The following is a 14974-nucleotide window of genomic DNA, read 5'->3' as shown; positions in this document are numbered from 1 at the left end:
AGTACTGGAACAGATATGGAACCCCTCTTCATCAGCGCCTCGCCCACCTCGCCGGAAATCGACTTCCGCTTCGACCAGCACACCCTGTCGATCAAGGGCGAGTCCTATCCTGAAAACGCGGCAGCCTTCTACGGCCCGCTGATCGCGCGCGTGCAGGCCTGGCTGGACGGCTGCGTCGACGCCAGCATCACCGTCAACGTTTCGCTGGCCTACTTCAATAGCTCCAGCACCAAGATGCTGTTCTCCTTCTTCGATGCGCTGAACAAGGCCGCCATCGCCGGTAACCAGGTGCGCCTGAACTGGTACCACGACGAAGACGATGACACCATCCTCGAATTCGGCCAGGAGTTGCAGGACGATTTCGGCGCGCTGGATTTCCAAGACCACCCAGTGAGCAACTGATGATGACCATCCCTGGCCGCGAAGAAGCCGACCTGTTTGCGCTGGAGAGCGCGGCGCTGGCCAACGCCAGGGCGGCCCACGCCGATCCGCGCGCCGACGCCCGCGCGGCGCTGGCCGAAATGATCGTCCACTACGAGCGCCTGATGCGCGAGAGCCGGCGCCTGATCCGCCGCAGCGACCGCGCGGAACTGGACATGAACCAGATGAACCGCCAGCTGCACGAACTGGCGCTGCAGCTGGAATACCGCGCCACCCACGATCCGCTGACCGGCGCGCTCAATCGCGGCGCCGTCATCGAGCAGGCTTCCGGCTGCCTGGAACGCGGCGACATGGCCTTGATCGTGCTCGATATCGACCACTTCAAATGGGTCAACGACGATTTCGGCCACCCGGCCGGCGACGCCGTGATCCAGACCGTGGTGCGCTGCCTGCAGGAGCTGCTGGGGCCTGCGGTGGCGATAGGCCGCGTCGGCGGCGAGGAATTTTCGGTGGTGTGGCCGACCAGCGCCATCGACGAAGCCATGCGGGTGGCCGCCAGCATCTGCGACGCCATCGCCGACCAGGTGTTCGCCGCGCCGATCGACCGCCAGATCACGGCCAGCGTGGGCGTCAGCTGGAACCGCGCCGGCACCAGCTTCGAAACCGCCTACAGCCACGCCGACGAAGCGCTATACGCCGCCAAGCGCGCCGGCCGCAACTGCGTCAAGCTGCACACGCAGCTGCCGCCGCCGCACGCCACCTCTACGCCACCAGCGCCTGAAGACGTATCAGCTCCTTGCCATTGAATTTGCAGATGGCGCGAAACGCTGCACCGATGCGCCGGTCGCCAGCGGCGGCACGCCAGAACTCAATGGCGGCAGCCGCTGCCGCCATCCAGTCCGCGCGCTCCTGCGGCAGCGGCAAGCCGGGTTTGAACTTACGAAACGGCAACTCAACGCCTCGCACCGGCGCGTACAGCATCGGCAACATGTCGTAGGCCGGCGCCAGCGTGAGCGGCGCTTGTCCCGCCGCTCCCGGTATGAAGGCCAGATTACCCTCGTGCATATCGGTGTTGCCGATCAAGCGGCCGAAGTGCCACAAGCGGTTGATGCACGCCTGGGTATCGTCGCTGATGTATCGTTCGTCGGCCAGGCGCTTGCCCACCTTGGTCCAGGCCTCGCCCGCCATGCCGAACAGCGCGGCGTCCAGCGCGGCCCAGGTGCAGACCGGCGAACGTCCGAACTCCCCATGGCGGTCGAAGCGCACGACTTCCAGAAAAGTACGTTGATCATGACGGAGGATACTGCTGCGCGCCGCTGGCAGCGCCAGATGGCTGGCCAGCGTTTCGAGCGCCAGATGTTCGCATATCAGCAGATCCGCCCAACGCTGCGCACCCGGCGAATTATCGTTTCCGGAGAATTTGACGATGACATGCGTCTTGCCCTCGCTGCGCTCGCGGCAGGCGGTAAATTTAGGGAATTCGCCGCCGGCCGAAGAGCCGGCAATGCCCGCCTCCATCGCCGTAGCTGCCTGCCGGCCATAGGCGGCAGCCACTCCTCTATCCGCAATCACAGTGTAGCCGCGTTGCATCGTCTCGAGGTGACGACGATATGCAACCTCTCCCAGGATGTAGTTGCCGGCGCTGTCGGCCCCCATTGTGGACAGCGCATGCAGTACATCGTCTTCCTGCCATCTTCGCGGGTCCGCCCCGGTTTGCAGCAGATCGGCGTAGCGGTGCGCAAACTGCCGTCCGAGGAAACCCTGTGGCCGCATATCATCCAGCGGATAGGGCAAACCCGGAAACCAGCCGTCGCGCATCTCCTGCGCCAATGGCCATTCGAACGGCTGCTCATAGCGCATCGCGCAGCCGGCTGGATAAATGGGGTCGAGGGTCGCAATCTGTTTTCCGCGCCCTTGGCGGTCGATGCGATACAACGCGATGGGCGCGATGGTGCCGCGTAACGGGCGGCGGGCGGCATAACTGGTGCGCCGGGCGGCGCCACGGACGACGATCTGGTCGCCCAGCTCTTTCACCATCCGCATCATGGTGGCGCGGCTCAGCGTAGGTCGTGCTTTCTGTAGGCGCAGCAGCAAGTCGGCGCCGGAAATGACCCGAGCCAATCGAATGATCTGCAAGATATCGCTCGAAGATGCCATAGTATTGAAACGTTTATTGAAACGATTTTTCTTAAATAACTATAGCATATTCAAGTAGTTACATTCAAAATAGGGCTATCTTTGAAACGATTCTTCAAGGTACTGGCGTCAGCAGCGGCCGGCCGCCGAAGTGGGCCAGCAGGTTGTCAAGCACCAGCTGGCCCATCGCGTGGCGGGTCTCCACCGTCAGGCTGCCCACGTGCGGCGTCAGCACCACGTTCTCCAGCTCGCGCAACACCGCCGGCACATGCGGCTCGTTGTCGAACACGTCCAGCGCCGCCATGCCCAGCGTGCCGTCGCGCAGCGCGGCGACCAGCGCCTCCTGGTCCACCAGCGACCCGCGCGCGACGTTGACCAGCGTGCCCTCCGACCCAAGCGCCGCCAGCACCGCGGCATCCACCGCATGCCGCGTGGCCGCGCCGCCCGGCGCGCACACCACCAGATAGTCGCTGGCCCGCGCCAGCTCCAGCAGCGTGGCGCAGCGCTTGACCGCCACGCCGTCCACCGGGCGCGGTTGGAAGTAGCGCGTGCGCATCCCGAACGCCGCCGCCCGCGTCGCCACCGCCTGGCCGATGCGGCCGAAGCCGAACACCCCGCACACCTTGCCCCGCAGCGCGCGCGTCGGCGCCAGCGGCATGCCGCGCTCCCAGGCGCCGCTGCGCACATGCCGGTCCAGCGCCGGCAGCCGCCGCGCCGCCGACAGCAGCAGCGTCAATGCCAGATCCGCCACATCCTCGGTCAGCACACCCGGAGTGTTGGTGACAAAAATGCCACGCGCGCGCGTCGCATCCAGCGCCACCGCGTCGACGCCGATGCCGTTGACGGCGACGATCTCCAGCCGCGGCAACTGCGCCAGCAGCGCCGGCCCGATGCCGATCGCGCCCGTCGTCAGCACGCCGCGTATGCGCCCCGCCACACCCGCAAGCCATTCAGGCTGCGCCTCGCAGGGCTGGCGCCACAGGTGATGGCAGTGAAACGCGTGCTCCAGCTGCGCCATCACGGCCGCCGACGGACTCGCCGCCAGCACCAGTATTTCCGGTTTGATATTGGTTTCATGGTCCATGTCACGATTGTACCGATTGTGCAAACGGCGGCGCAGGTTTCCCGTGGCTTTGCGTAGACTTTCTGTCGGCATTTCCGTATGCTGGAAGCTACCTTCCAGGAGCGCGCCCCGATTTGAACGTCCACGCCCCCACCCCGCTCGCCTGTCTGGCCGCCCGCCGCTGGCTGCGCGCGGCGCTGGCCGCCTGCATGATGCTGTGCGGCGCCGCCGTCGCCGGCCCGGAGCGCTGGGACCAACTGGCCACGCCACTGTTCGACCACCTCGGCCTGGAACAAGGCTTGCCCCATCCGGTCGGCATGGCGCTGGCGCAGGACGGCGACGGCTTTATCTGGGTCGGCACCCAGGCCGGCCTGGCGCGCTGGGACGGCTATCATATGCGCAGCTTCCACCACGACAGCGCCGCCATGATGTCGCTGCCCGGCGACTTTATCCAGGTGCTGCACGTCGATGTGCGCGGCCGCCTGTGGGTGGGCACCTCCGTCGGCGGCCTCACCATGTACGACCAGCGCCGCGAACAATTCACCCGCCCCGTCGAAGAACTGAGCAAAGGCCAGATCAACGCCATCGCCAGCGACGCCAGGGGCAACCTGTGGATAGGCACCTCGGCGGGCCTGAAGTACTACGACACCGTCGAACGCACGTTGCGCCGCTACACCCACGAGGAGCATCCCGGCCTGCCGGACAACCAGGTCCGCGCCCTGCTGATGGACCGCGCCGGCACGCTGTGGATAGGCACGGGCAGCGGCCTGTCCCGGCTCAAGGAAGGCGGCGCCATCACCCAGGTCGCCGTCAACGGCGAGGGCCGCGGCGGCTGGAGCGACACCGTGCTGTCGCTGGGCGAGAACAGCCTCGGACAAATCGCCTTCGGCACGCTCAAGAGCGGCGTCGGCCTGGTCGACGCCGGGGCGGACCAGGGCCGCATCCTCGGCATCCCGGGCGTCAAGGAAATGCAGGGCAATATGGTGCTGTCGGTGATCGAGACCACGCCAGGCACCTGGTGGGCCAGCACCTACGGCGGCGGCGTGGTCGAGTACCGCAACGGCAAGGGCCACCGCATCCTGCACCAGCCGGCCGTGGCCCTCAGTCTCAGCAGCGACCGCACCGCCGCCCTGCTGCGCGATCGCAGCGGCATGATCTGGGTGACCACCGAGCGCGGTGTCGACGTGTTCGATCCGCACAACGAGAGCGTCGATTCGGTGTTCGGCGCGCAGGGCGCGCCGGAAGCGGCCGTGAGTTCCCTGATGACCGACAGCCAGCGCCAGGTCTGGATCGCGCTGGCCGACCAGGGCATCGACATCGTGCGGCCGGACGGTGCGCGCCGCGCCGCGCTGCGCCCGGACCCCGCCCATCCCGACACCGCACTGCCAAACCGCATGGTCTTGTCCATGGCAGAAGCCGACTCCGGCGACGCCTGGCTCGGCACCCAGCTGGGCCTCTACCGCACGCACGGGCAGGCGCGCAGCGTGCGGCGCGTGCCGCTGCCGCAGCCCAGTCCCTATCCGCGCATCGGCACCATCCTGCGCCAAAAGGACGAGCTCTGGCTGGGCACCTTCGAAGGACTGCTGCGCTACGATCCGAAGACCGGCGCCGTGCGGCGCTACGAACAAGGCGCGGCAGACGCCGGCGGCCTGACCGACAACCGCATTCACGCCGTGATCGCCGACGCCGACGGCGCGCTGTGGATCGGCACCCGCAATGGCCTGAACCGGCTGGATCCGGAAAGCGGCAAGGTGGAACAGATCCGCGCCGACGCCGGCAAGCCGAACGCCTTGTCCGAAGCCGTCGTCAGCACGCTGGTGCTGGACACGCGCGGCCGCCTGTGGGTAGGCACCTACGGCGGCGGCATCTGCGTCATGACCGGGCGCGATGCGCAAGGCGCGCCGCAGTTCGAGCGGGTCGGCACCATGGCGGGGCTGGCCAGCGGCACCATCATGTCCCTGCAGTCCGATCCCGTGGGCCGGGTCTGGGCCGCCACCGCCGACAGCATCGCCGTGATCGACGCCGCCACCCTCAAGGCGCGCGCGCTGACCCGCGCCGACGGCCTGGCCTTCCGCACCTTCTTTATCGGCGCCAGCGCCGTCACGCCGGAGCGCGACCTGGTGTTCGGCGCCACGACCGGATTCGCGGTGGTCTATCCGGGACGGCTGAACGACTGGGGCTACCGTCCGCCGCTGGTCATCAGCGCGGTGCGCGTGGACCAGCATGCATGGCCCCCGGACCGGCTGGCCGGCGCGCAAGGCCCAACGCTCACGCTCAAGCCGGAGAACCAGAACTTCGAAGTGGAGCTGGCGGCGCTGGACTTCTCGGCGCCGCAGCGCAATCGCTACGCCTACCTGCTGGAAGGCTTCGACCAGCGCTGGGTGGAGGTCGACGCCAGCCGCCGCATCGCCAGCTACAACCGCCTGCCGCCCGGCGCCTACCGCCTGCGCATGCGCGGCAGCAACCGCGACGGCCAGTGGACCGCCGACGAGCTGCAACTGCAGGTGGTGGTGCTGCCGGCCTGGCACCAGACCTGGTGGGCGTGGCTGGGATACTTCCTGGCCGCCTGCGCGCTGGCCTGGGCGCTGGTGCGCTGGCGCGTGCGCCAGTTGCACCACAAGGGCGAGACGCTGCAGGCGCTGGTCTACTCGCGCACCCAGCACCTGGAAAAACTCAACGCCATCGTCAAGTCGATCAACGAGCAGCTCGATTTCGACGCGCTGCTGCACACCATCCTGCATGAATCGACCGTCATCAAGGGCATCGACTCGGCGCTGGCGCTGGTGCGCGAAGCCGGCACCGAGACGCTGTCGCTGCGCGCGGCCTGGGGCCGCATCGACGCCGCCGCCGACAGCTACAACATCGACCTGCGCCAGGCCGACTTGCGCTACGCGCCGGCCGACTGCATGATCGCGCCGGACATCTTCGAAGTCCACCACCAAAACTCGCTGCCCGGCGACGTCTGCGCGCTACTGGCGGTGCGGGTGGTGATCGACGGCCAGGTGGAAGGCTACCTGGTGTTCGAGAACTACCAGTACCAGGCGGCCTTCGCCGCCAGCGACCTCGATCTGCTCAAGGCCTTGAAGGAGCCGTTCGTATCGGCCTACCAGAAGGCGCGCGCGCTGCGGCTGCTGGAGCAGGCGCGCGCCAACGCCGAAGCGGCCACCCGCGCCAAGAGCGATTTCCTGGCCAATATCAGCCACGAGATCCGCACCCCGATGAACGCCATCCTCGGCTTCGCCGGCCTGGGCACGCACCTGGACCTGCCGCCGCAGCCGCTCGACTACTTCCGCAAGATCGGCCGCGCCGGCCAGAGCCTGCTGGAGATCATCAACGACGTGCTGGATTTCTCCAAGATCGAATCGGGCAAGCTGGAACTGGAAGCGCTGCCCTTCGACCTGCCCGACACCCTCAGCCAGCTGGCCGACCTGTTCGCCTGGCGCGCCGCCGAGCGCGGGCTGGAGCTGGTGATCTGGGCCGCGCCGGACGTGCCGTCCAACCTGCTGGGCGACCCGCTGCGCCTGAGCCAGATCCTGGTCAACCTGGTCGGCAACGCGCTCAAGTTCACCGCGCGCGGCCACATCGAGCTGCGCGTGGAGCGCGACCATGCGGCGGCGCTGCCGGCAGGCGGCGCCGCCGACAACCACATCGCGCTGCGCTTCGTGGTCGAAGACAGCGGCCTCGGTATCAGCAAGGAGCAGCAGGCGCGCCTGTTCCAGGCCTTCGCCCAGGCCGACGCCAGCACCACGCGCCTGTACGGCGGCACCGGCCTGGGACTGGCGATCTCGCAGCAGCTGGTGCGCAAGATGGGCGGCGTGATCCAGGTCGACAGCGAGCCTGGCGTCGGCAGCAGCTTCAGTTTCACCGTGGCGCTGCAGCCGGCCGCCGACCAGACGCCGCGCCAGGCGCCGCTGCCGCCGTCGGTGCAGGGCAAGCGGGTGCTGGTCGTGGACGACAGCGAAGCGGTACGCCACATGATGAAGGTCCAGCTGGCGAGCCTGGGCCTGAAGCCGCGCGCGGTGGCCTCGGGCACGGCGGCGGTGGCGGCGTTGCAGCTGGAGGACTACGACATCCTGATGATGGACGCCGACATGCCCGACCTGGACGGCATCGAGACGCTGCGCCTGATGGCCGAGGATGCGCAACTGGCGGCCGTGCCGGCGGTGCTGATGGTGACCGCCTACGCGCGCGAGCATGACCGCCAGACCGCCGAACAAAGCCGCCTGATGCCCTTCCTCGACAAGCCGGCCAACCCCTATCTGCTGCGCAGCGCGGTGCTGGCGGCGCTGGGCCTGGAGAGCGGCCAGCCGGCCGCCAAGCTGGCGGCGCCGCCGTCGCTGGCGGTGCAGCGCATCCGCGGCGCGCACGTGCTGGTGGTGGACGACAACAGCATCAACCAGCAGGTGGCCAGCGAGATCCTGCAGCGCGCCGGCGTCAAGGTGGACCTGGCCGGCAGCGGCGAGGAGGCGGCGCGCATGACCGCCGCCGGCGACTACGACGCGGTGCTGATGGACATCCAGATGCCGGACATGGACGGCTACCAGGCCACCGCCCTGATCCGCGCCGACCAGGTCCACGGCAAGCTGCCGATCATCGCCATGACCGCGCACGCGGTGGCCGGCTACCGCGAACGCTGCCTGGCGATGGACATGAACGATTACGTCACCAAGCCGATCGACCCCGACACCTTGTACGCCGTGCTGGCGACCTGGGTCGAGCCGGACCTGAGCCGGCTGGACGCCGCCGAGCCGGCGCCGCCCGCCCATCCGGACTACACCGCCTCCGCCGACGCGCGGCGCGGTATCGACCTGGACGCGGCGATGCAGCGGCTGGGCGGCCACGGCAGCTTGCTGTCGCGCCTGCTCGGGCTGTTCGCCAAGGATTTTGGTGCGAGTTTGCAACAGATTCAAGATGCAATCCACTACGGCGATTTCTTGAAGGCGGCCGACCTGGTGCACAAGATACGCGGCGCCGCCGGTAATATATCGGCAACAGAGTTGTATGAAACGGCAACCGCGCTGGAGGACCGGCTGCGGGACGATCCCTCTGGGCTGACCGATGTGCTGCAGGCTTTCGCCCAGTCGTTCGGGATCGTGATGGAAAGTGCGCATCAAGACATGCTTGAGCAAGATGCAAGGATGGCCGAGCTGGCCCACACTACCTAGCAACTTGCGAGTCGCACGGCGTTTGCGAAAGTTGCTTGAGGTAAGGCTTGCTTTGGCCTAGGATGAACTTGCGTTTCGACACGCGAGGTTTCCTTAAATCCACACGAAAGGTACTGACATGGCCACGCATTCCCCGCAAGATCTCGATCTGCTGCTGTCCAAATTGTCCGGCGACGACACGTTCCGCGCCAGTTTCCTGAACGACCCGCAACTGGCACTGGGCACGCTGGGCATCAAGCTCGACGCCGACAAGATCCCCGCCTTGCGCAGCCTGCCGGCCAAGGATGTGTTCATCGCCAGCCGCCACGCCATCAAGGGCAAGCTGGAAAACGCCGCCGGCGCGATTCCGTTCTTCCTGTCGGGCCAACGCTAAGCCACGACCCGTGATCGCTCACGGTTCGTAGCGCATTTCCACCGTATCCTGTGCGCCGGACGCCTGTCCGCAACCGCATACAGCGATCACCATATCCTTCAAGGGGTCGAGCCCAAATACCCGCTCGATGTCGATCTCGTTGACCGCCGCCGTCACAAAGGCCGGCATTCCCGCTTCCGTCGCCAGCAGATAGAACGTCTGCGACAGATGGCCAGCGTCCAGCAGCAGCGCGCGGTAAGCCTTGGCGTGATTGCGGTACTTCCAGAAATTGCGCTCCACCCGCGCCGCCAGCACCACCATCATCGGCGCATCGACAAACCAATCCTGGTCGGCCACCATGCGCATCGCCAGTTCCGCCGTCTGCGTGGTATCCATCGCCGCCAGCGGCTCCAGCGCGTGACGTACCGGATGATAGTGGTACAGGCCGGGCGCGACGCCTTCGATGCGCTGCGCCAGCACATAGGCTTCCACCGGGTGCAGGCCGCCGGCCGATGGGCTGAGCTTTTTCAGCACGAAGGCGCCCGGCGCCATTTCGCGTTCGCCCTGCGAGCCGAAGGCGCGCTGCAACAGGCGGGCGACGGTGGCCACCGGCAGCACGGCGGCGGGATCGAAATTGCGGCCGGTGTAGCGCTGGAACAGCGTGTCGTCGAGCCGCGCACGGTCGGGATGGGGCAGCGCGATGGCTTCGCTCTCGGCGCAGCGCTCGATGACCGGACCGGGCGGCGTGCCGTACGACACCACCAGCTCTTCAAAACTGGGGAACTGCATGCCCTTGTCGACCCGCATATCGCCCCAGCGGCTGAACGTATGCGCGACGGCCGACAGCGGCCGCCAGTTCTGCGAGCGCAGCACCTCGTCGCGTTCGCGGAAGCGCGGGTCGTCGCCGATCAGCAGGCCGCACTCCAGCAGGCGGGCGATGACGGCGGCGCCGTATTTTTCCTCGCTGGTGTCGCGCTCCTGCCACAGCGTCAGGCCGATGCCGCCCAGCGCCGCCATCTCTTCCAGTGTGACTTCCACTTCCTGGCCCAGATGCGGCGCCAGCGCCATCCAGCGTATCGTCGCGCCGAGCGCGCCGTCGCCGGCAAACAGCGCCGTCCAGTCGATATCCAAATCCTCGCGGGGTTCCAGGAACAATACGGCGCAGCGTCTGATCAGCATATGGGACTCACCTTGAAAGTTAGCCTTGCAAGCTCCAGCGGCCCAGTGCGGTGTAAGGCAGGTTCTGGCCGATGTGACTGTGGACCAGCACCAGCTCGCGCACCGTCCACTCGACGGGAGCGACGGCTTGCGGCGGCGCCGTTACATCATCGTACAGCAGTGTGACGTGCGGCGTATAGCCCGGCGGGTTGCCGGGCAGGCCAGCCTTGAGCAAGGCCGTCGCGAGACTTTTATACAGGGAGCCGAGGCCGGTGACGCCGTCACCGCCGGTCAGCACGAACGGCCGGTTGCGGGCGCGGTTGACGAAGGTCTGGGCGACGTCGAAGCTGACCGCGAAAGGCGCCGTTGCCGCCGCCACCGATGCGGCGGCCTGCCCTGCCCGCGCCACCACGCTGTCCGGCATGCCGGGAAAGTCACCCAGGTTGCACAGCGTGGCATGCAGGCGCGCATCGGCGATGGGCCGGCCGCGCATGGCGTGCACGCTCTTCAGCTCGGCGGTCAGTTGGTGGATGCGGGCGATGGCGCCGGCGTCGGGCAAGACCGCGAAGAAGATCCGGTCCGTCAGCTGAGGTTCGGGTTCGAAACCGGGCAGTAAAGTTTGTTGTGTCATGCCTCGCAGTTTAACGCTTGACAGCACCGATTACAACTGTAATCATTCTCAGCGATTACACCTGTAAATGAAAGAAACGATGAAAGCCATTCCACAGATCAGTGAAGCCGAATCGGTCGTCATGGAAACCCTTTGGGCGCACAGCCCACGCAGCGCGGAGGAAGTGGCCGCCGCCGTCGGCGACGAGCGCGCCTGGCAGGAATCCACCGTCAAGACCCTGCTCAACCGGCTCTTGCGCAAGAACGCCGTCAAGGTGTTGAAGGATGGGCGACGCTATCTCTACACGGCCGCGATCACGCGCGAACAATGGCTGCACAGCGAGAGCAAGGGATTCCTGGACCGGCTGTTCGACGGCCGCGTGGCGCCGCTGGTGGCGCACTTCAGCCGCCACCGCAAGCTGAGCAAGGCGGATCTGGAAGAACTCAAGCGCCTGATCGGAGAACTCGATGACGGTAAATGACATCGGCGAACTGCTGCCCGTGCTGATGCGCGCCACCGTTGTCCTGAGCGTGGCCGCCATCGCAGCGATGGCGCTGCGCCTGCCGTTGCGCCGCAGCTTCGGCCCCGGCGTCGCTTACGCCGCGTGGCTGGGCGTGCCCTTGTGCGCACTGGCCGCGCTGCTGCCCGCCCCACCGACCGGCAGCGTGCTCGCGCAGCACGCAGCGCCCGCCGTCCAACCGCTGGCCGCCGCCATGCGCGGCCTGGCGCCGGCGCCGTCATCGGCGCTGACCAGCATCCTGATTCTGCTGGCCTGGCTGGCTGGCGCACTGTATTTCGCGGCGCGCCAGATGCGTCAACAACGGGCATACATACGCAGCCTGGGCAAACTCACGCGGCGCGGCGGCATCGCCTATGCTGAATCCCCGTGCGCAGGCCCGGCGCTGGTCGGCCTGTGGCGGCCCATCATCGTGGTCCCGGGCGATTTCGATAGCCGCTACACATCGCGAGAACGTGAACTGATACTGGCCCACGAACGCGCCCACGCGATCCGCCGCGACCCGCTGGCCAACGCTTCCAGCGCGGCCCTGCTCTGCCTGAACTGGTTCAATCCCCTGCTCCACATCGCCGAACGCCTGATGCGCAGGGACCAGGAGCTGGCATGCGACGCAGAGGTCGTGCGCCATCACCCGAACGCGCGTCGCAGCTACGCCAACGCCATGCTGAAAACCCAGCTATCCGCAGGCGATGCGCCGCTTGCATGTCAATAGCAATCCACCCACCCTCTGAAAGAGAGAATCATGAACCTGAACCGCACCACACCGTATGCTTTACGTTTGACCGGCCGCCTTCTGATCGCCTCCGCCTTGGCCGCCGGCAGTTGGGCCACCTGGGCAGCGCAACAGGCGCCTGCTGGCCCGCTTTACGATGTGGCGGTCAATTTGAACGTCGGCGGCGCCAGCTCATCGCCGCACTTACATACGCACGCAGGCGAAACGGCCACGCTGCGCAGCGGCGACGGCGCGCAGCAATGGGAGACCAGGCTCACGCTCAAACCCACCGACGACGGCAAAGTGTTCATCAGCAGCAGCGTGAAACATGGCGGCAAGGAGGTCGGTAAGCCGGGCTTGCTGGTGGCGCTGGGCGAGCCAGCCACGGTCAGGATCGAACTGGACGATAAGTCGCGGTTGGAAATGCAGCTGACGGTAAGCCAACTCAAGCCGTAAGGCGTCGCGCAGTCAGAAAAACTTACACCTCCTCCGGTCTGCTGCCGCCCTGGGCAATAGAACAACTGCAAATCAATGACTTACGTCCACGGCATGCGAATTGCTCTGCTGGGTGCTGATCATCAACCCAGTTACTCGCCCGGAGGAAGTCATGCAAAGCAATCTATACCAACAACAAGCGCGGCGGCGCACATGGATGAGGCCGCTTGCTGGCCTCTGCCTGCTGTGGCTGTCCATGCTGTTCGCGCCCGCAGGCGCGGCGGCACAGGACCTGCATCTGGTCAAGGTCATGCCGATCGGCGACTCGCTGACGGCCGGCTATCCGCTCACCCCGGAACTCAGCTATCGCAAGGAATTGCGCAGGCTCTTGCGCCAGGACGGCAAGGAAATCGACTATGTCGGCGCCTTCGATCAAGATCCCGCCGCGCCGCTGCTGGACCTGGCGCATCAGGGCCAGGTCGGCGCCACCATCGGCATTATCACCAACGCCGCAGCATGGAAGCAGTTCAGGCCGGACATCATACTGCTGATGGCTGGCACCAACGACTTCCGGCTGGTCGACGCCAGCACCAGCCTAGGCGGCCTGCGCCGCGTCGCCTCCGCCATCGACCTCGGCGCGCTGCTCGAGCAGATCAATCTCGACTACCAGTCCATGGGCATGCCGGTACAGATCTTTGTCTCGACCATCCCACCGATGGGCTTCGCCACCGTCAGCGGCTCGTCGCGGGTACTGGACACCTTGCCCATGTATCTCGAAACCAATGGCGGCAGCTTTGATACGGTCAGCCAGCACACGGGCGCCATCACCGAGGCACAATTCCTGGCCGCGTTTTCCGCCTTCCTAACGCGCCAGAAACTCAACCCGGACCTCGACCATATCTTCCACGCCGCCGACGCCAACGGCGACAACGCGCTGGCAGAAACAGAATACACGGCCGCGCTGCGGCTGCTGACCGAATGCATCCTCAACAAATTCATTGAAGACTACAACAGCAATATCCGCGCGGTGGCCAGCAACATCGCCAACACACACTTCCTCGATGCCGGCTCGCAGCTGACGCTGGCGGACTTTACCGACGGCACCCATCCCGCCACCCAGCAAGGCTACGACAAGCTGGCTCCCGCCTGGTTCAGCGCGCTGCACGCCTACTTCGCCGGCCTGCCCCGCTACTGGATCGGCACCAGCGGCTTCTGGAACGACGGCATCAACTGGGCCGCCACGCCGAACGGTCCGGGCGGGGTCGGCCAGCCGACGGGCGGCTCGGCCTACCTGCTCCAGGACGACAATATCAACCGCACCGTCATCCGCGACAACGACGCCAACCCGGCCCTGCTGCTCGACTTGCGCATCGACGCCACCGGCAGCGGCCAGATGACGTTGCGCTCGACGGCCGATTTGCGCGCAGTGCTGCTTGCGGTCGGCCTGAAGGGCAAAGGCCGGATCGAGCAGACCGACGACAGCACCACCACGGTGCCCACGCTGATCATGGGTTCGGACGCGGGCAGCGCCGGGGAATATGTGCTGGACGGGCCGAGCACCACCCTGCGGACGGTGAACGAGGAACTGGGCTTCAACGGCAGCGGCAGCTTCTTCCAGGACAACGGCAACAACGACGTGCTGCGCCAGCTGATCCTCGGCTTCACCCCTACCGGCTCCGGCAGCTACACGCTGACCCAGGGCACGCTGTCCGCCAACGAAGAATTCATCGGCCTGGGCGGCGGCGGCATGTTCATCCAGATCGGCGGCACGCACCGGGTCGAAGCCAAGTCCCCTACCGCCGGCGGCGTCGAGGGAACCATGACCATCGCCAGCGACTCGGGCAGCCACGGCAGCTATGCGCTGAAGGGCGGCAGCCTGAGCGCAATCAACGTCGTCAACAACGGCACTTTCGACTACAGCGGCGGCACGCTGGCGGCAACACGCTTCATCAACAACGGCACGCTGCGCCTGGCCGGCCGGCGCCAGCTTGACGGCGACCTGTTCCTGCCGCTGAACGGCCAGATCCAGATCCCCGACGCCTTCCGCAGCGGCGCGCCGACGCATCTCGACCTAAGCGGCGGCGCCGAGCTGGAAGGCCGCATCATCGTCAGCCTGGCGCCCGGCGCCACGCCGCAACTGGGCGACAGCGCGGTACTGATGACGGCGGCGCACGGCATTTCCCCGTTGCTGCCTGGGGCGCTGCGCGTGCCGCTGCTGCCCGGCAAACTCATCCTGCACGGCGAAATCGTCGGCCGCTCATTGCTGCTGGTGGTGGCGCAAGTCACTTGCGACGACGTGAGCATGGTGCGCAGCACGCTCGGCCGGCGCGGCAACCGGCTGGCAGGCGACGTCAATAACGATGGCGTGGTCGACGTGCGCGATCTCGCGATCATGGCCCAGAAGCTGCCATCCGGCACCAGCTGTTCGTTCTAACCCTCAGCCAC

12 protein-coding genes are annotated in these 14974 nt (G+C 66.7%); 8 read left to right on the top strand and 4 right to left on the bottom strand.

Features of this window, described 5'->3' with window-relative positions; genetic code table 11:
* Window positions 1–15 precede the first annotated feature (15 nt).
* Together RUGAMON1_RS18205 and RUGAMON1_RS18200 are read left to right on the top strand one after the other, a co-directional pair.
* Window positions 16–402, top strand: coding sequence for a DUF1987 domain-containing protein (locus RUGAMON1_RS18205; protein WP_445231834.1), 387 nt, complete (start codon window positions 16–18; stop codon window positions 400–402).
* On the top strand, window positions 402–1187 hold the full coding sequence (locus RUGAMON1_RS18200) for a GGDEF domain-containing protein (protein WP_445231833.1): 786 nt from the start codon (window positions 402–404) through the stop codon (window positions 1185–1187). Before RUGAMON1_RS18205 ends, RUGAMON1_RS18200 begins: the two co-directional genes overlap by 1 nt.
* Here RUGAMON1_RS18200 and yjjJ read toward each other — a convergent pair.
* The gene (gene yjjJ, locus RUGAMON1_RS18195; RefSeq protein WP_445231832.1) at window positions 1144–2517 is read right to left on the bottom strand and encodes a type II toxin-antitoxin system HipA family toxin YjjJ; all 1374 of its coding nucleotides are present in this window, start codon (window positions 2515–2517) and stop codon (window positions 1144–1146) included. The genes RUGAMON1_RS18200 and yjjJ overlap by 44 nt on opposite strands.
* Window positions 2518–2632: 115 nt before the next feature.
* On the bottom strand, window positions 2633–3601 hold the full coding sequence (locus tag RUGAMON1_RS18190) for a 2-hydroxyacid dehydrogenase (RefSeq protein ID WP_445231831.1): 969 nt from the start codon (window positions 3599–3601) through the stop codon (window positions 2633–2635).
* 113 nt (window positions 3602–3714) lie between these two features.
* Between RUGAMON1_RS18190 and RUGAMON1_RS18185 the strand changes: the two genes are divergently transcribed.
* Entirely contained in the window at window positions 3715–8745 is a 5031-nt protein-coding gene (locus RUGAMON1_RS18185) for a response regulator (protein WP_445231830.1), read from the top strand.
* Between the two features lie 118 nt (window positions 8746–8863).
* Complete coding sequence (locus RUGAMON1_RS18180) at window positions 8864–9118, top strand: NHLP-related RiPP peptide (protein ID WP_116989104.1); 255 nt, start codon at window positions 8864–8866, stop codon at window positions 9116–9118.
* 18 nt (window positions 9119–9136) lie between these two features.
* Here the strand turns inward: RUGAMON1_RS18180 and RUGAMON1_RS18175 are convergent, their stop codons facing one another.
* Both RUGAMON1_RS18175 and RUGAMON1_RS18170 read right to left on the bottom strand, forming a co-directional pair.
* Window positions 9137–10276 carry a putative peptide maturation dehydrogenase gene (locus RUGAMON1_RS18175; protein ID WP_445231829.1) on the bottom strand — a complete coding sequence of 380 codons (1140 nt, stop codon included), beginning with the start codon at window positions 10274–10276 and terminating at the stop codon, window positions 9137–9139.
* Between the two features lie 19 nt (window positions 10277–10295).
* Window positions 10296–10886 carry a 2'-5' RNA ligase family protein gene (locus RUGAMON1_RS18170; RefSeq protein ID WP_445231828.1) on the bottom strand — a complete coding sequence of 197 codons (591 nt, stop codon included), beginning with the start codon at window positions 10884–10886 and terminating at the stop codon, window positions 10296–10298.
* 79 nt (window positions 10887–10965) lie between these two features.
* Between RUGAMON1_RS18170 and RUGAMON1_RS18165 the strand changes: the two genes are divergently transcribed.
* The 4 genes from RUGAMON1_RS18165 to RUGAMON1_RS18150 all read left to right on the top strand — a co-directional run bounded on the left by RUGAMON1_RS18165 (window position 10966) and on the right by RUGAMON1_RS18150 (window position 14963).
* Entirely contained in the window at window positions 10966–11346 is a 381-nt protein-coding gene (locus RUGAMON1_RS18165) for a BlaI/MecI/CopY family transcriptional regulator (RefSeq protein WP_445231827.1), read from the top strand.
* Window positions 11333–12094, top strand: a complete 762-nt coding sequence (locus tag RUGAMON1_RS18160) for a M56 family metallopeptidase (protein ID WP_445231826.1) — start codon at window positions 11333–11335, stop codon at window positions 12092–12094. The genes RUGAMON1_RS18165 and RUGAMON1_RS18160 overlap by 14 nt, the downstream gene beginning before the upstream one ends.
* A 30-nt stretch (window positions 12095–12124) precedes the next feature.
* A complete protein-coding gene (locus tag RUGAMON1_RS18155) occupies window positions 12125–12550 on the top strand; it encodes a hypothetical protein (protein WP_445231825.1) in 426 nt (141 codons plus the stop codon).
* A 196-nt stretch (window positions 12551–12746) separates the two neighbouring features.
* Entirely contained in the window at window positions 12747–14963 is a 2217-nt protein-coding gene (locus RUGAMON1_RS18150; protein ID WP_445231824.1) for a hypothetical protein, read from the top strand.
* Window positions 14964–14974 lie beyond the last annotated feature (11 nt).

The sequence above is a fragment of the Duganella rhizosphaerae genome (genome assembly GCF_040364205.1).
GTDB classification, from domain to species: Bacteria; Pseudomonadota; Gammaproteobacteria; order Burkholderiales; family Burkholderiaceae_D; genus Rugamonas; species Rugamonas rhizosphaerae.
This window is presented reverse-complemented; position numbering and strand designations above follow the sequence as displayed.